The sequence below is a fragment of the Enterococcus sp. AZ179 genome, from assembly GCF_050498885.1.
Classification (GTDB): domain Bacteria; phylum Bacillota; class Bacilli; order Lactobacillales; family Enterococcaceae; genus Enterococcus_D; species Enterococcus_D entomosocium.
Window position 1 is genome coordinate 1,117,399 of record NZ_JBMHEO010000001.1, and the last position, 15,655, is coordinate 1,133,053.

General features: G+C 43.1%; 16 protein-coding genes. 2 read left to right on the top strand and 14 right to left on the bottom strand.

The window, feature by feature from the left end; all coding sequences use genetic code 11:
- Window positions 1-106 precede the first annotated feature (106 nt).
- Window positions 107-436, top strand: a complete 330-nt coding sequence (locus IGI88_RS05385; protein ID WP_429960256.1) for an SdpI family protein — start codon at window positions 107-109, stop codon at window positions 434-436.
- Between the two features lie 31 nt (window positions 437-467).
- Here IGI88_RS05385 and IGI88_RS05390 read toward each other — a convergent pair whose 3' ends face one another.
- The 8 genes from IGI88_RS05390 to arcA all read right to left on the bottom strand — a co-directional run bounded on the left by IGI88_RS05390 (window position 468) and on the right by arcA (window position 7,984).
- On the bottom strand, window positions 468-1,163 hold the full coding sequence (locus IGI88_RS05390) for a YoaK family protein (RefSeq protein WP_005233335.1): 696 nt from the start codon (window positions 1,161-1,163) through the stop codon (window positions 468-470).
- Window positions 1,164-1,226: 63 nt separating this feature from the next.
- The gene (locus IGI88_RS05395) at window positions 1,227-1,742 is read right to left on the bottom strand and encodes a VanZ family protein (RefSeq protein WP_429960257.1); all 516 of its coding nucleotides are present in this window, start codon (window positions 1,740-1,742) and stop codon (window positions 1,227-1,229) included.
- Between the two features lie 214 nt (window positions 1,743-1,956).
- A complete protein-coding gene (locus IGI88_RS05400; RefSeq protein ID WP_005233333.1) occupies window positions 1,957-2,463 on the bottom strand; it encodes an arginine repressor in 507 nt (168 codons plus the stop codon).
- A 77-nt stretch (window positions 2,464-2,540) separates the two neighbouring features.
- The gene (locus tag IGI88_RS05405) at window positions 2,541-3,992 is read right to left on the bottom strand and encodes a YfcC family protein (RefSeq protein ID WP_008380167.1); all 1,452 of its coding nucleotides are present in this window, start codon (window positions 3,990-3,992) and stop codon (window positions 2,541-2,543) included.
- Between the two features lie 44 nt (window positions 3,993-4,036).
- Complete coding sequence (locus IGI88_RS05410; RefSeq protein WP_005233329.1) at window positions 4,037-4,726, bottom strand: Crp/Fnr family transcriptional regulator; 690 nt, start codon at window positions 4,724-4,726, stop codon at window positions 4,037-4,039.
- A 42-nt stretch (window positions 4,727-4,768) separates the two neighbouring features.
- Window positions 4,769-5,704, bottom strand: a complete 936-nt coding sequence (gene arcC / locus IGI88_RS05415; RefSeq protein WP_005233327.1) for a carbamate kinase — start codon at window positions 5,702-5,704, stop codon at window positions 4,769-4,771.
- Window positions 5,705-5,721: 17 nt separating this feature from the next.
- Window positions 5,722-6,741 carry an ornithine carbamoyltransferase gene (gene argF, locus IGI88_RS05420; RefSeq protein ID WP_008380172.1) on the bottom strand — a complete coding sequence of 340 codons (1,020 nt, stop codon included), beginning with the start codon at window positions 6,739-6,741 and terminating at the stop codon, window positions 5,722-5,724.
- 19 nt (window positions 6,742-6,760) lie between these two features.
- The gene (arcA, locus tag IGI88_RS05425) at window positions 6,761-7,984 is read right to left on the bottom strand and encodes an arginine deiminase (RefSeq protein WP_061053384.1); all 1,224 of its coding nucleotides are present in this window, start codon (window positions 7,982-7,984) and stop codon (window positions 6,761-6,763) included.
- Between the two features lie 391 nt (window positions 7,985-8,375).
- Here arcA and IGI88_RS05430 point away from each other — a divergent pair, with 391 nt between their 5' ends.
- Window positions 8,376-10,181: a M3 family oligoendopeptidase gene (locus IGI88_RS05430; protein ID WP_101699441.1), complete on the top strand. Its 1,806-nt coding sequence runs from the start codon at window positions 8,376-8,378 to the stop codon at window positions 10,179-10,181.
- 47 nt (window positions 10,182-10,228) lie between these two features.
- Here the strand turns inward: IGI88_RS05430 and IGI88_RS05435 are convergent, their stop codons facing one another.
- The 6 genes from IGI88_RS05435 to IGI88_RS05460 all read right to left on the bottom strand — a co-directional run bounded on the left by IGI88_RS05435 (window position 10,229) and on the right by IGI88_RS05460 (window position 15,448).
- Complete coding sequence (locus tag IGI88_RS05435; protein ID WP_005233316.1) at window positions 10,229-10,696, bottom strand: TspO/MBR family protein; 468 nt, start codon at window positions 10,694-10,696, stop codon at window positions 10,229-10,231.
- A 126-nt stretch (window positions 10,697-10,822) separates the two neighbouring features.
- Complete coding sequence (gene celB / locus IGI88_RS05440) at window positions 10,823-12,178, bottom strand: PTS cellobiose transporter subunit IIC (RefSeq protein ID WP_008380179.1); 1,356 nt, start codon at window positions 12,176-12,178, stop codon at window positions 10,823-10,825.
- A gap of 7 nt (window positions 12,179-12,185) precedes the next feature.
- On the bottom strand, window positions 12,186-12,689 hold the full coding sequence (locus IGI88_RS05445; RefSeq protein ID WP_008380180.1) for a hypothetical protein: 504 nt from the start codon (window positions 12,687-12,689) through the stop codon (window positions 12,186-12,188).
- A 15-nt stretch (window positions 12,690-12,704) separates the two neighbouring features.
- Window positions 12,705-13,019 (bottom strand): PTS cellobiose transporter subunit IIA, encoded by a 315-nt coding sequence (locus tag IGI88_RS05450; RefSeq protein WP_016620318.1) that lies wholly within the window; start codon window positions 13,017-13,019, stop codon window positions 12,705-12,707.
- A gap of 22 nt (window positions 13,020-13,041) precedes the next feature.
- Window positions 13,042-15,066, bottom strand: a complete 2,025-nt coding sequence (locus tag IGI88_RS05455) for a BglG family transcription antiterminator (protein WP_121260595.1) — start codon at window positions 15,064-15,066, stop codon at window positions 13,042-13,044.
- A 64-nt stretch (window positions 15,067-15,130) separates the two neighbouring features.
- Window positions 15,131-15,448: a PTS cellobiose transporter subunit IIB gene (locus IGI88_RS05460; protein ID WP_008380187.1), complete on the bottom strand. Its 318-nt coding sequence runs from the start codon at window positions 15,446-15,448 to the stop codon at window positions 15,131-15,133.
- Between the last annotated feature and the right edge of the window lie 207 nt (window positions 15,449-15,655).

A 15,655-nucleotide genomic window follows, 5' to 3' on the forward strand; every position in this document is an offset into this window, starting at 1 on the left:
CTATTTTTTCAATAGTTCCCCTTCATAGAACCCTTTACAGCGAGTACAATAAATAGATAATCCTTTTTATTCGCTGATTTTCCCAACAAACCTCGCTTGAAAGGAAGTGATCTCGATCGATATTGGTCTTTTGTTGTTGATTTTTACGGGTATTTTTTTCATCGTCTTCCGGTTCTTTTACCGAGAAGAACCCAATTATATATTCGGCTTTCGCACCAAGCGCAGTACAGCCAGTGTCAGCAATTGGCGTTTTTCCCAGCAGTGGTTCTCCCTGTTGGCGATGCTCTTTTTAGGTGGGGTCATTTTGCTGCAGCGCAACGAGCTGATTGAAGAGAAATTTTACCAGATAGCCGTCCTTGGCAGCTATCTTCTGGCAGCACTGCTGGTAGAAATAGCGCTGTATCTCAAAGATTCACGCTCGAGCACCAAAAAGTAAGACAAAAAGACATTCCGGCGAATGTCTTTTTCTATTCTTTATTTTGACTATGGATCGTGATCCCCAACACCAGGGTTAAAATTCCTGAAACCACCCAGATGGTGCGGTGGAATAAGAAAATCCCCAGCAAGCTGCTTAAAACCGCCCCAAAAAAGAAACCGCCGATGATCAAGGAAATAGAAATGATCTTGGGTGTCACTGATCGGTCCTGCTTAAACCCGCGCAAATACAAGTAATCAGCCAGCGAACGTAAATTGCCAGTGGTCATCGTGGTAGCATAGGGCATCCCTGCCAATCGCCGATAGGCGGCATATTGAATTGCTGCAAAAAAAGATAACCCGGAATCAACCAGGACATTGGGTAAAGAACGCGCAAAAAAGCCCAGAACCAAAATACCGACCGCTTCAAAGATCAATGCAGCATTTTGCCAAACGATCCAACCACCAGTCGGAAAATGATGCTGCAGATAATTCGTCACCACGATCCCCACTAAAAACATACAGATTGGTGGCAGATACCGAAAGGCTTGTTCAAACTGCCCCGTTGAAAGATTGATCCCTAATAAAATAACATTCCCCGACTGCATGCTCGCAAACACTTCACCGTGAAAGAGATAGGTATAGGCATCTAAAAAGCCGCCAGCCATCGCGAGAAGAACCCCCACCGGCAAACTTTCATGCACGACAAACTCGGTTTTGCCTTTGACACTACTCAAACTTTTTTCCATTGGTTTCGCCTCTTGTTTTTTATACTTTCTAACAGCTTAACGCTTAAAAACGCCGACAACTCGTTATGTTTTGCGGCGTTTAGGTGACTTTTTCGATAACTGACAAATCAACCACCCCAAAAGAACGGCGGTCAGTGCTCCAGCTGAATCCAGCATGACATCTTGAAAAAGCGGCGTCCGTCCTCCCGTCAGCATTTGATGGTATTCATCGATCCCAGCATAGCCGGTAGCTGCTAACCAAGCAAAAAAAGCGGCTTGCCAATACGGCGTACGGCGATACACGAGAACGAAGAACAGACTGCCCCCTAAGACAAAATAGGTAAAGAAATGCGCGCCTTTACGAATGAAAAATTCCACAAATGAAAAATAGCCTTTTTCCGCAATACTGATCTCCGAACCAGCATAGGAAAAAGAAATCTTCTCTAGCCACTCTTTCAATGGTTCATTTTTTAAGATTCGTGAAAGCAACCCGATTTGTGATTGCTGCTCATAGGTTTGTGAAGAACTGATAAAGAGGATGACCATAACCGCAAGTGCGATACAAAAGTAAAAATTCGGTTCTTTCAGTAATTTTTTCATAGTTTTCACTCCTCATTTTCCTATCTTACCATTTTCATTTGGTGATGCAACTGTTTTTCCAGCAAACCGTGGTGACATTGCACACACAAAAAGAGTGCTTCCGTGAAGATTAGAAGCACTCTTTCTTTTTAAAAATAGCCATCGGTATGAAAAGCCGTCACCCGTTTGGTTGTGAGATTTTGGGGCTTGTGACGTTCAGCTCCTTCAACGATTCTCAGGGCTGTTTTGCGTTTTTTTCTCCAGTAAACAATGACGAACCCATCTCGTAGCCTTCTACATAATGGTTCAACCGATCGACGACCTCTGCTGCCGCTTCTTGTGACGGCGTGATGATCAATAAAATATCAAACCCTGCAATCGTGCCGACAATTTCTGGTAGCTCCATTTCATCAAGATAATTGGCGATCACATCGGCGCCGTTTTCAGCCGTATGAACGACAACTAAAAAGTCAATCTGCGTAATCTTTTTTAGGTACTCATACATCGAAAACGCAATTCTGTCTTCTAGATCCTGCTCTTTGGATTCAAAGATCGAATAATACGGCCGACCGTTTTTAGCATACGTTTTAGCGATGTTCATTTCCCGCATGTCTCTAGAAATCGTGGCTTGGGTAGCTGAAACATTTTCTTTTTTTAATAAATTCATCAATTCTTCTTGAGACTCAATCCGATGTAGGACAAAGAGTTTTTTGATAATTGCTTGTCGCTCTTTTTTTTTCATTTACTTGATCCGCTCCTCTCAAGTCGCCTCGCTTACTGAAATAGTTGATCCGTCTCGTTCACATCTTGAAACGTAGCTTACAAGAACAACATTGAGAAGATTAAAATGGCAAGATTGGAAATTCCGATAACCAGTAACGGTTTGCGCATAAAGCGGGTCCAAGTGGAATAGTTGACCCGAGCCAGCTCCAATCCCCCCATCACGACGCCAGAAGTTGGTGTGATCAAATTCACTAATCCGCAACCAGCAGTAAAGATCATCACCATGACGTTCGGATTGAGTCCGATGCTTTGCGCCAAGGCCCCCATGATCGGGATCGATACATACGCTAGTCCGGAAGTCGATGGAATCAAGAACGATAAGAGCAGATACAAAATGTAGGCGCCAATCACAAACAGGACAGGTGATAGACCTTCTAAAAGATGGGAAGCCCGATCCAAAATAAACAGATCCAAGTACGTCGTTTGCATAATGTAGGAAGCACCCCGTGCCACAACGATGATCAAGACAACGGATAAAATGTCTTTGACCCCATCGATAAAGTTGGTCACGATTTCTTTTTCTGAGAATCCTTGAATCAACGCAATGATGATACTGATGTAGAAGAACCACATGGCCAAATCACCAAAATACCATTCACCGAAGCTATTGCCGGTCAAAAAGGCGGTCCAACCGTCAAACACATGGATATCAAAGTCGCCCCAAGGAATCAAGGAAACCACCATGATCACAAAGGATAAACCAAAAATCGTCAAAATCAGGCGATGTTTTTGCGTAAACACCAAGGCTTCGTTCGTGTCTTTGACAAAATGTTCTTCCATTTCTTTTTGCTCTTGCAGCGATAAGATCGTGGAGCCTTTGTCGGCTTTGACTTTTTTGGCATAAGACATCACCACAAAGATACAGTATGCGGTCGTGACTAACCAAAGCAATGCCCCGACTACTAAGATCGTGCCATTGTTTGGGGCAATATCGATGCTTCGCAAGGCATCCATCGCAACGCCGGTCGCAAAGGGATTGACGGTGGAGCCAATCACGCCGGCACCAGCACCCAGCATAACGGTTCCTGCTGCGACGATCGTATCAAAACCTGATGCCACCATCGTTATTGCTAATAAGGAATAAAAAGGAATCGTTTCTTCCGCCATTCCATAAGTGGAGCCGCCGATCGAAAACAAGATCATTAAAATCGGAATCAAAATCAACTCATTGCCTTTGAGTTTTTTGACCAAATGCTGAATCCCGGCTTCCAAAGCGCCTGTTCGCGTGACGATATTCAAAAAACCACCCAAACAGAGAATAAACACACAGATCTCGATCGCATCACGAAATCCGTTAAAAGGCGCCATAAAGAAATCAGAAAACTTGGCACCCACCACTTGGCTGACCATCTCTTCTTGGCCTGCTGGTAAAGAAGGCGCAAAAGGCTGCCCTGCTAAGAGCCAGGAAGCGACCGTCAAGGCGATAATGATCAGAAATAAGATACTGAATGATGTCAGCGACTTTTTTTCTTTTTGTTTTTTTTTCATCTGTGTTCCCCCTTTTTTGAATCGATCCTATTTGCTGCCAGCCATTACTTGGCAACATGAGAAAAATAATCTTGGTCATAAATAATGAGTTCTTTGTAGCGATAATAAATCTTTCTTTTATGCACGAGCGCCTTGAGCGTTTGACTGACTGTCTCTCGCGTCGTTCCACTGTACTTGGCTATATCATTGATAAAAACTGGAAAAGGGATGCGAATCTGCTCACCTTGTGTCTGCCCATGCTCGATCATCAAAAGACCAATCGTATTAACGACTCTTGTTTGCGCGCTGGAGGTGACACAATACTCGACACGGCGTCTTTGCTTTTCCAACTGCCGGCTCATTTGCTGATTGAGCCACAGCAACTGACTTGTAGACGAAACGACTAGCGGTTCAAACAGTGACATCGCTGCAAACTGCACGACAATGTCTGTTGCAGCGAATGCCGATACATCATAGTTGTCTCTTTCAAACAAGCCAATCAAAGGAAATAACTGATCTGGCCCAACAAAATCTACATAACAATAGGAATCAGTTCCGTCGGTCTTTTCGATCCGCACAAGTCCTTCTATCACAAGGAATATCCGATCTCTTACGTCGCCTTCATAAAAAAGCACTTGACCTTTTTTGTACGTACGGCAGTAAATATGCTCTTTCAAACGCTGCTGATTTTCTTCTTCCAGCCATTGAAAGCTGTTCGCTCTTGTTGATGGATCTTTTATTTGGTGGTCGATCATTTTTCTCACTCCAATGTTTTGGGTCTTGCTTTGCTGCTTCGCTTACTTCCAGGTGATCTGCGTGCCAGCATCATCGATAGCTGCCAGCTTGTCTAAAGAAGTAATCACTGCCCGTTTTTCCGCCCCCATTTTGACAAAGTTCAAAGCGGCTTGTACTTTCGGCAACATACTACCTGGTGAAAAATGGCCTTCATCGACATAGGTTTCCAATTCCGCGGCGGTCACATGATCCAACCACTGCTCACTTTCCTTGCCAAAGTTCAAAGCGATTTTTTCTACGCCCGTTAAAATGATCAGCTGATCCGCATCGACTAATCGAGCCAATTTTTCAGAAGCAAAATCTTTATCGATCACGGCTTCAACACCCAGGCCATTGTCTAGCACGGGAATGCCGCCGCCTCCTGCACAAATGACGATCGTGTTTTGTTCAATCAGCGCTTTGATGCTGGCAACTTCTTGGATCGCTTGTGGTGCAGGACTAGCCACGACTTTCCGCCAGCCACGACCAGCATCTTCCCGGTAGATGGCATCTGAAGCCGCCATGGCTTCTTTGGCAGCCGTTTCCGTTAAGAACGGCCCGATTGGTTTTGTCGGATGGGCAAATGCTGGATCTTGGGCATCGACTGTAATTTCCGTGACCACAGTCACCACCGGCTTCGCTATTTGTGCTGCTTTCAACTGGATTCTCAGCTCATTTTGCAACCAATAGCCAATACTGCCTTGGGTCATGGCGACACAGGTATCTAAAGGCATTGCTGGGTTTTTGCTAGAATCGCTCGCTTGCTGCTGCAAAACCAGGTTTCCCACTTGGGGACCATTCCCATGAGTAATGATCAAATTGACGTCTTTTCGGATCAAGGGAATCAGGTAGTCCACGGTCTGTTTGAGTCGCTCTTTTTGCCCTTTGGCACTGGCATCTTCTGCTAAGATGGCGTTGCCGCCAAGGGCGACAACGATCGTTGGTTTCTTTTCACTCATCTGCTCACTGCTCCTTCTCACACTCTAGGAATAAATAGATCGCCTAATGTTACTGCCATGATCGCTTTGATCGAGTGCATCCGGTTTTCAGCCTCTTCAAATTGACGACCCCAGTGACTACGGAAAATATCGTCTGTGATCTCCATTTCAGAAATGCCAAATTTTTCTTCGATCATTTTTCCATACGTCGTATTCGTATCATGGAACGCTGGCAAGCAGTGCAGCACGATCAAGCCATCGTCTTGTTTTCCGGTGGCCATCACCATTTCGCGGTTGATCTGGTAATCTTTCAACAGCTTCACCCGCTCTTCGAACTGGTCTTCTTCCCCCATTGACACCCAAACATCGGTATACAAGACGTCTGCATCTTTGACGCCTTTTTGGATATCATCTGTTACCATCAACTGACTGCCAGATTCTTTAGCAAATTTGTTGGCATAGTCTGTCACTTCTTGCGCTGGGAAAAGTTCTTTTGGTGCACAGATACGAACGTTGACCCCTAAAATTGCCCCCGTCACTAACAAACTATTCGCCATATTGTTCCGGCCGTCGCCCACATAAACTAGCGTAATGTTTTCCAAGGTGCCGAAGTTTTCTTTGATGGTCATAAAGTCAGCGATCATTTGGGTTGGGTGCCATTCATCGGTTAAGCCATTCCAAACAGGAACACCGGAGAATTTGGCTAAATCTTCAACGACTTGTTGACTGAATCCACGAAACTCAATACCGTCAAACATGCTGCCTAAAACTTTTGCTGTATCTTCGACAGATTCTTTTTTGCCTAGCTGAATATCATTCGCGCCTAAAAATTCTGGATGGGCACCAAGATCGATGGCAGCTGTCGTAAAGGCCGCCCGTGTCCGAGTCGATGTTTTTTCAAACAAAAGGGCAATGTTCTTGCCTTCTAAATAACGATGAGAAATATTTTGTTTTTTCAATTGTTTTAAATAGATTGAAAAATCAATGAGGTATTCTAACTCGGCTTTCGTAAAATCTTTTTCTGCTAAAAAACTTCTTCCTTTAAATACTTGTTCCATCGATGATTCCTCCTCTGATTTAAATATCTTCTCTAACAAATGGCATGCTCATGCAACGAGGACCGCCACGACCACGAACCAATTCACTGCCGGAGATTTTGTGCAATTTGATACCGGCTTCTGCCAACTTCTGATTGGTGATGGTATTGCGGTCATATACGACGACTTCGCCAGGTGCGATCGTCAAGGTATTGGAACCGTCATTCCATTGTTCCCGAGCTGCTGCAATCAAATCACTGCCGCCGCAACGAATCAATTCAACCGTATTTAGTTCTAGATAGCGACATAAAATATTTTCCAACGTGTCCTTTTCTTCTTTGATCGTCACCCCATCACCTGCTCGTGAGATTGAATAAACCGTCAGCTCTCCTTCGATTTCTGGATGGATCGTAAACTTGTCATGATCGACCATTGTAAATACCGTATCTAAATGCATGAATTTGCGCTCTTGACCAATGTCAAACGCTAGAACATACTCAAAGCTTGGCTCATTTTCGAACACTTTGCGGGCCAGCTGCTCAATCGAAGCGGCATCCGTTCGTTGCGAGATACCAATCGCCAACACATGTTTTGACAGAACTAATTCGTCGCCACCTTCGATGCGGGTTGGTTGGGCGCGATCATAAAGCATATGAGGCGGATTTTGCTGGAACATTGGATGATGAGCAAAAATATATTTGCCGTATAACGTTTCGCGCCGTCTTGTTTCTGAATACATGCGATTCAAGGATACTCCGTTACCAATCGTCGCAAAGGGATCTCGTGTAAAATACAAATTCGGCATTGGATCGATCAGAAATGGGTATTGATCATCCACGGTCCCAGCGAGGCTCTGGGTATTTGGCAGCTCCAGTTCATTTTTGGCTAAACCAGCCATAGTTTTGTCGATCAGTTCCCGATCATTGTCACAAGACATAAAATAATCCGTGACTTCTTTGATGATCTCAGGACTTTGGATTGTAGTTTCCGCTAAATAATCCTTGAGAAATTGCTGTTTGATTTCTGGTGACGTGAGCGATTCAGCAGCTAAATCTTCTAGATACAACACCTCCACATCATTTTGACGTAGGACTTCCGCAAACCGATCATGTTCTGCTCTGGCTTGTTCCAAAAAAGGAATATCATCAAATAGCAGGCGGTTCAAATGATCAGGAACAAGGTTCTCCAATTCCCGACCAGGGCGGTGAAGCATGACTTGCTTCAATCGTCCAATCTCTGAAAAAACATGAATAGCATTTGGCATTTTTCTTCCTCCTTCTTCTGTTTACACCTCTATGCTACCTAATTGTATACGCTTTCGCAGTGGTATATTTCGTGTTCTTTTCGCAAAGGATTTGGCATTATGCATGAAAAAGCGAATATCGCTCATCAGGCGTTTTTTTACTCGCTGTTTTTTTTCATATGTAATATTTATCCATCGATTTTTTTCTAAGAATTTGATGAGGATGTGATAGTTTTTTTATTTTTGACGTTTTTCCGCCCTATCAATAGATCAAGGAGATATACATTCCATTTTTTGTTTTTGGTACAGTTTCATCAAGAACCCTTATTTCATAAGGATTCTGATGGTTGCGACCAAATTTCGTTATGCTATACTTAATAAGATCGAAGGAAAAGAAAGGGGTTTGATAGGAATGACCTATTCAATCAATTGGAATCTGGAAACAATCTTTCCGGGAGGCAGCGATTCTGTTCAATTAAAAGAACGCATGAGCCAACTGGAAGAACAAATTGCAAATTACCGAACAACAGTCGATGCATGGTCGCCCAACAGCGAAGACGATGCAGCAAAATTAGAAGAGTTACTTGATTTATCCGCAACTATTAGTCAAGGATTTTCACAATGCGGCAGCTTTATCAATGCCTTGCTTTCAGCGAATGTCAATGACAGCAAAGCCAAAATCCTGACGGGTGACCTCTACGCAAAATTGCCAGCACTGCAAGCAGCACAAACCGTTTTCTCGAAAAAATTGACAGAAATTTCTGAGGATGATTGGACAGCACTAGTTAAAGCGGAAAACTTAGCACCTGTCGCTTTTCGTTTAAGCGAGATTCGCCGCGACGGCAAAGAATTATTATCCGAAGCAGAAGAGACCATCATCAACACTTTAAATTTAGATGGCTTGAATGCTTGGAGCCAACATTACGATACGATCGTTGCCTCAATCGAAATTCCTTTCCTTCAAGAAGACGGCACGACGATCAAGTTTTCAGCTGGTCAAGCCTTCAATAAAATGATGGGCGATCCTGATCCGGAAGTTCGTGCGCGTTTATTCGACACTTGGGAAAAGACTTGGGCAGAAAAAGAAGACCTCTTTGCGGATACCTTGAACCACTTAGACGGTTTCCGCCTTTCTACCTTCAAACTTCACGGTGTCACTGATTACTTGAAGGAACCATTAGAATACAATCGTCTGCAAAAAGCGACATTGGATGCTATGTGGGGCACAATCCAAAAGAACAAACAGCCAATCGTTGATTTCTTGACTCGCAAAGCCCAGCTTTTCGGCAAAGAAAAAATGGAATGGCAAGACCAAGATGCGCCAATCATCCTTGGGGACATGGAAGAAAGAACCTACACCTTTGATGAAGCAGCTGACTTTATTTTGACCAACTTCCGTAAGTTCAGTCCGAAAATGGCTAACTTTGCCCAAGTTGCTTTTGAAAAAAGCTGGATCGAAGCAGAAGATCGTCCCGGCAAACGTCCTGGCGGCTATTGCACCAGCTTGCCAGAAACCAAAGAGTCACGTATTTTCATGACCTACAGCAATTCAGTCAACGAAGTAGCGACGCTTGCCCATGAGCTAGGTCACGCGTTTCACAGCAGCGTTCTTTGGGAGCTGCCAGAATTAAACCGCAACTATGCCATGAACGTTGCCGAAACAGCAAGTACCTTTGCTGAATTGATCGTTGCTGATGCAACCCTCAAAGAAGCAACGACAAAAGAAGAAAAAATCAATCTATTGGATGCTAAAATGCAAAATGCGATCGCGATGTTCATGAACATCCACGCACGTTTTATTTTTGAGAACAGCTTCTATCAAGCTCGTCAAAAGGGCTTGGTTTCAGCGGAACAAATCACGGAAATGATGACTGCGGCGCAAAAAGAAAGCTATGCGGATGGGTTAGCGACTTATCACCCACATTTCTGGGCAGCCAAATTGCACTTCTTTATTGACGATGTGCCGTTCTACAACTTCCCTTATACCTTTGGTTACCTCTTTAGTATGGGGATCTACGCGTATGCCAATGAAAAAGGGTCTAGCTTTGAAGAAGAATACATTGCTTTATTGCAAGATACTGCTTCAATGACGACGGAAGAACTGGCGCAAAAACACCTTGGTGTCGATTTAACGAAACCAGACTTCTGGCAAGCAGGGATCGACATGGTCCTAAAAGATGTTGCCAGCTTTATGGAATTGACTGAAGACTATATCTAAAAGAAAAAACCCTCTTCCAACAAGACGCTTGGAAGAGGGTTTTTCTATCAGGCATTCAATAAAGTTAAGCCAATCGTTAAGTAGCCGGCGTATAAACACCAAATCAAATAAGGAATAAACAAGTACATCGCTTTTTTGTCGATGCGAGCAAAGAGGATCATACAAATAATCACTGATAACACTAACAAGACAATAATGACCGTTCCTGCCCAGTAAGCATTCCAGCCAAAGAAAACGATACTCCAAAAGAAGTTTAATACTTGCTGGATCGCAAAGAAGATGTAGGCATTCTTTTTAAGCGCTGGATTGACTTTGGCGACGATCAACAGATACAACGCCGTTCCCATAAAGGCATACAAAATCGTCCAAACGATCCCAATGATCCCGCCAGGAGGGGCTAAAAAGGGTTTTTCCATTTGCGCATACGTTCCGGCAATGTCCCCTGCAAACAAACTCGATATGATTCCTGTTGCTTCAATGCCGATTACACAGACCAGCCAAATTAAAAATTTCATGTTCTCCACTCCTTCTTTTTTTCATAACTCACTAGTTTCATCGTACCATCGAATCGAAAAAAAGCAGAATAGAACGCTTAAAAAAAGAAACGGCCGTGTGGACGTTTCTTTCTTATTCCTTTCGATTTATGCTGCTTGTTCCCCTTCTTGGGCTTCTTGCTTGACTAGGCCTGCGTCATAAGAACGAGCGAATGGGAAGTAGATCAAAAAGGCAACGCCTGCACATAAGAAAGCACAAACTGCGGCTTTCCAATCGCCTCCACTTCCAATAAATGCGCCGATGCCGATTGGAGAAGGCCATGGCATTTGGGCGATCATCGGTCGAATGATTTCCAATTCGATCGCAAAATAGGCAATCGATGCGGATGCCATCGGTGCTAAGAAAAAGGGAATCGCTAAGAAAGGATTATAAATCAAAGGAATCCCGAAAATCAACGGCTCGTTAATATTGAATAATGCTGGAATGATCGAAGCTTTTCCTAACACTCTTAATTGTTTTGATTTCGCCAGATAAACCAAGAATAAAGCGAGACCTAGCGTTGCCCCTGAACCACCGACGGTCACATACGCATTGTTAAACTCACCAGCTAATGCAAAATTGGCGCCCTCAGCATTGGCTGTCAAATTGCCTAAGGTGATTGGCGTCAATACAGAGAAAATGATATTTGCGCCATGAATCCCTACTAACCATAATGCACTGACTAAAAAGTAAATCACCATCAAACCTAACCAACTGTTGGTCAAATTGGTAACAAACCCAAAAGGTACCGCAATGATTTGGAAAATATCCGTTCCTGCTGCAACTAATGCGCCATTGATGATAAGAACCGTGAAGGCCACAACAAAGGCGGGAATCAATGCTGTAAAGGCACGGGCAACCCCTAATGGGACTTCTTCAGGCATTTTGATGACCCATTTTTTCGTCACACATAAACGGTACAACTGAACGGCCAACACCGCCATAATGATACCGGTAAATATCCCGGTCGTTCCTAAACGCTCCACCCCGTCGCCACCGATCGCCCAGCCATTGATGATGGCATTTTCTTGATCGGTGATCCGTGACATGTTGCCATCCACAATCATCAATTGTGGGATCGACATGAAAAAGGCAAACATCGATAGTAACGCCCCACTCATAGGCGCAAGATCCAACTCTTCTTCTTCCGCATAGATCTTGGTGTATTCATAGCCGAGAACGATACAAAAATATAATGCCAAAAGTCCCATTGTCGTGCTGTTTGCCAGCATATACAATTCACTGACTCTGAAAAAAGTATTATTGAAGAAATCTTCTAAAAAGGTAAAGGTCTGCGGCAATACATTGATAACTAAAAACATCGAGCCAACGATCGTAAAAGGAATCGAAGCCATCCCAGCAGCCATGATGGCACGTACGATTTTGAACTGTGCCACTTTTCCTAACGGTCCCATGACGGCCGTTTCTAAGAGACTGAACAACTTGCTATTTGATTGTTCCATAATGTAACTACTTCCCTTCAATGAGTTTTTGGTATTCTTTAATATATCCATAATACGTATCTTTTTTGCGACGGATCTTATTCACACGCTGCAAACATAGCGCAGCTAACGTTAGCCCCACACTAAGCCAGAGTGTAAGAATGCCTCGATTGTGCAGTGTATTATCAAGAAAAGGAAAAACGAATGAAAACAGAGGAGAGAAGAAACAAACGGCGCATAAAAGGAGATTCATCGTCAGTTGACAAAGATAAAACAAGCGCGTCCACCGCAGTTTTTCTGCTATTTGCTCTGAGTGGCTGCCATAAAGGCGCACGTATTCTCCAATTGCCGAAATAGCCAAAACCAACAGCGCCAGCGGAAGAATCAGGAGTAGGGCATTGCTGGCCATCGCAGCCAATAACCAATAAAGATTTGCAAAGAAAAACACTGCTAATACATACCTTAGAAATAAAAAGCGATTAAACCGAAAATTTTTTTCTGCCATTTTTTTCTGTTGTTCTTGATTGGTCATTTGTTTCCTTCCTTTCTACCGCTCTCGCTGGTATAACGCCAGCATTTCAATCGCCACTTCTCGCAAAGTCATCGTTGTCATTAGATGATCTTGTGCATGGACCATGATAATCTCCATGTCGATTTTTTCGCCGCTGGCGTATTCTTGTAATAAGCCCGTCTGTGCTTTATGGGCCTCTACTAGTGCTTCATTTGCTTGATCCAGTTTTGCTTGTGCTGCTTCAAAAGTTCCTTGGCGCATCTCTTGGAATGCTTCATGAACGATTGTCCGAGCATCCCCGCTGCTAAGAATGATTTGAAAAGCGGTCTCTTGTAATTTTTCTGATTCCATTGTTCTTTCTCCCTTACATGTGCTATATATGTGCTTCTAGGTGATACCCAATAAAACATTTCATAAAATGTTCAAAATCACCACTTGCTATGAGTGCATCTTTAAATGATTCATCTTCAATGATCGGTACTAACAGTTGGCTGATTTTGTTCAATTCTACTTGCCCCAATCGATCAGGGGAAAGTAAGAAAATCAGCTGGATCTGGTCATGCTCGTCATCCCATTTTATGCCTTGTTTTAGTATAGCAACGGCCGCATAAGCATCATTGGTGATCGGTTCAATGGGGTGCGCCACCGCCAAATGATCCGAAAAAGCTACTGAGCTATAGGCTTCTCGTAAAGCAAGCTGCTTGCCTAGCGCTTCTTTCACTGAACGTTTTTCCAAGCCTTCAATTTTCGTCAGCAACTGATCCATAACAGTTGCTTTGTCAGTCTCTTCCTCTATCAGCAGAAAAAGTTCTGAGCGAAAGCTGGTCTCAATCAATTCCCGCTCCTTGTCAGATAAAGATTTCGGCTGTTGTTTCAGTATGCTACCATACTGTTTTTTGATTTTATACTGCTTCAACTGGCGATTGATTTTTTGGATATCTTTTTTATCTAAAAAAACACTGACGGTGACGATGGGGATATTTAGAACCACATCTGGTACTTTGATGGATGAAATGATCAAATCGATCCCTGCTAGTTTTTGTTCACTGATTTCGTAATAGCTGATCATATCTTCAATCACGATTTTTGAACCAAGTTCGTGTTCCAAACGATTTTTTAACATTTGCGAACTACCAATTCCTGTTGCACAGATCACTATGACCTTGGCTTTTTGTTGATTCGCTAAGCGTTCCATCGCAGCAGTTAAATGGATCGTCAAATAGGCAAGCTCTCCTTCGGTCACTCTATAGGGGGCAAAGAAGGGAACATCAGAAAAATGCCGAATCGTTAACTGAAAAAAGTCACTGTAATCTTTTTTGATGGTCTCTAGCAAAGGATTCTCCATACTCGTACCGTTATTCAATCGTTGCAATAAGGGGGTGATATGCATCATCAGCCCTTCTATCAACAGTGGATCTTCGACTAAGTAAAAGCCGGTTTCTTGATCGATTTTATGCAAAACAGCTAACAGCTGTTGTTTGACCTCGTTATCATCTAAATCGATCTGTTCACGGATAGTTTCGGAAACTAGTTTGTTTTTTAAGTGAATGGCGATATAAAAAGCCTCTTCTGGCGGCAAAGCAATGCCCATCTGTTGGCGAATCTTCTCAACGATCTCTATAGCCGACTGGTATTCTGCTTCTTGTTCCAATTCAGGATCCTGCGGATGCAGCTGGATCTCAAAGCCCGACTGCAGCCGTTTTATCGCTAAGCCTATATGCAGAACGATCGTATAGATCATAAAATCAGAGAGTTTCAAAAAGTATTTACGACAGGTGTCCAAGACGATGATCACGATCTCCTCGATCGCTATCCCCTCTAATAGATGTTTGTACATTGAGAATGCATAAAGATTGTCTTGCAGGCGATTCATGAAAAAGTAATTCATGATGAAATGCCGTAGACTGTTTTCAGATCCTTCGACATAAATGCCTTGGCTGGTTCGATGTTTCAACTCGATCGTGTAAGGCTTTAATAATTGCTTGATTTCAACGATATCATTCGAAATCGTCGAGCGTGAAACACATAGATCCGCTGCCAAATCATCAACAAAAACGGGCTTATGCCCAAATAACAATTGATTTAACAAAAAATATTGCCGGTCATTGGCTTCATTGATCGTGGTTAGATCGTCAGCTGTTGGCCTGAGATTGGTCTTCTCTGAATAAAACAGATCAAAGGAACGCTGGTCCGTGATGTTCAAGCGATACCCCTGTCCTTGCTTGGCACAAATTTGACCAATCTTATGGTTCTTCAGGATAAGTCCCAGACCTTGAACGTACTTGCGAGTAGTCCGATCCGAGACCCCCAGTTGATTTGCGATCTGTTTGCTGCTAGTGTATGTGTTGCGGTTTTGGTAGAGCATCTTTAGCATGATGATTTCTTTTTTACTCAACATTATTCATCAACCTTTTTCATCAACCTATTTTCATCTAGCTACTTATTTGAACTGCTTTGAACTGCTATTTGATATTTTGTTCTACCACAGCAGCTAATTTTTCAATCCCCATCGGTATCGGAACATAGGCTTGGGGCGGAATATTTACGATGGGTCGTTGGTACTTGATGGCAGCTTTTTCAAGATTCGCAAAGTACATCTTAGTTTGAGGGCTGACTAAGTATAGGTCGTATTCATCTTTGGCGATCGTGGCTGCTCCTTGAGAGGCAGACGTTGCATCTAGTTCAATTTCTTTTCCTCGCTCTTTAAAATATTCCGTCGTTTTTTTTGCAATGACCGATGAAGACATACCGCCTGCACAGATGATTAATGCTTTTTTCATATAGTTTTCCTCCTTAACGAATACACTCATTTTCACTATCTATGTTCAGTAGCTGCTAAATAGTGGTGTAGTACTGATTTTCCTTACGTTGAATAAATCAGTTGCTCACCTGATTTAGCATGGCAATGGGTTGATAATGTCATCATAATAGATAGCGCTTTCTTTTTGAACACAAGGTGTTTCCTTATCGATGCGGAAGCAAATTAG

Bases quoted from the DNA above. Each gene is read 5' to 3' on its own strand.
- IGI88_RS05390 (WP_005233335.1), bottom strand. From the start codon at position 1,163: ATGGAAAAAAGTTTGAGTAGTGTCAAAGGCAAAACCGAGTTTGTCGTG.
- IGI88_RS05395 (WP_429960257.1), bottom strand. From the start codon at position 1,742: ATGAAAAAATTACTGAAAGAACCGAATTTTTACTTTTGTATCGCACTT.
- IGI88_RS05400 (WP_005233333.1), bottom strand. From the start codon at position 2,463: ATGAAAAAAAAAGAGCGACAAGCAATTATCAAAAAACTCTTTGTCCTA.
- IGI88_RS05405 (WP_008380167.1), bottom strand. From the start codon at position 3,992: ATGAAAAAAAAACAAAAAGAAAAAAAGTCGCTGACATCATTCAGTATC.
- IGI88_RS05410 (WP_005233329.1), bottom strand. From the start codon at position 4,726: ATGATCGACCACCAAATAAAAGATCCATCAACAAGAGCGAACAGCTTT.
- arcC (WP_005233327.1), bottom strand. From the start codon at position 5,704: ATGAGTGAAAAGAAACCAACGATCGTTGTCGCCCTTGGCGGCAACGCC.
- argF (WP_008380172.1), bottom strand. From the start codon at position 6,741: ATGGAACAAGTATTTAAAGGAAGAAGTTTTTTAGCAGAAAAAGATTTT.
- arcA (WP_061053384.1), bottom strand. From the start codon at position 7,984: ATGCCAAATGCTATTCATGTTTTTTCAGAGATTGGACGATTGAAGCAA.
- IGI88_RS05430 (WP_101699441.1), top strand. From the start codon at position 8,376: ATGACCTATTCAATCAATTGGAATCTGGAAACAATCTTTCCGGGAGGC.
- IGI88_RS05435 (WP_005233316.1), bottom strand. From the start codon at position 10,696: ATGAAATTTTTAATTTGGCTGGTCTGTGTAATCGGCATTGAAGCAACA.
- celB (WP_008380179.1), bottom strand. From the start codon at position 12,178: ATGGAACAATCAAATAGCAAGTTGTTCAGTCTCTTAGAAACGGCCGTC.
- IGI88_RS05445 (WP_008380180.1), bottom strand. From the start codon at position 12,689: ATGACCAATCAAGAACAACAGAAAAAAATGGCAGAAAAAAATTTTCGG.
- IGI88_RS05450 (WP_016620318.1), bottom strand. From the start codon at position 13,019: ATGGAATCAGAAAAATTACAAGAGACCGCTTTTCAAATCATTCTTAGC.
- IGI88_RS05455 (WP_121260595.1), bottom strand. From the start codon at position 15,066: ATGTTGAGTAAAAAAGAAATCATCATGCTAAAGATGCTCTACCAAAAC.
- IGI88_RS05460 (WP_008380187.1), bottom strand. From the start codon at position 15,448: ATGAAAAAAGCATTAATCATCTGTGCAGGCGGTATGTCTTCATCGGTC.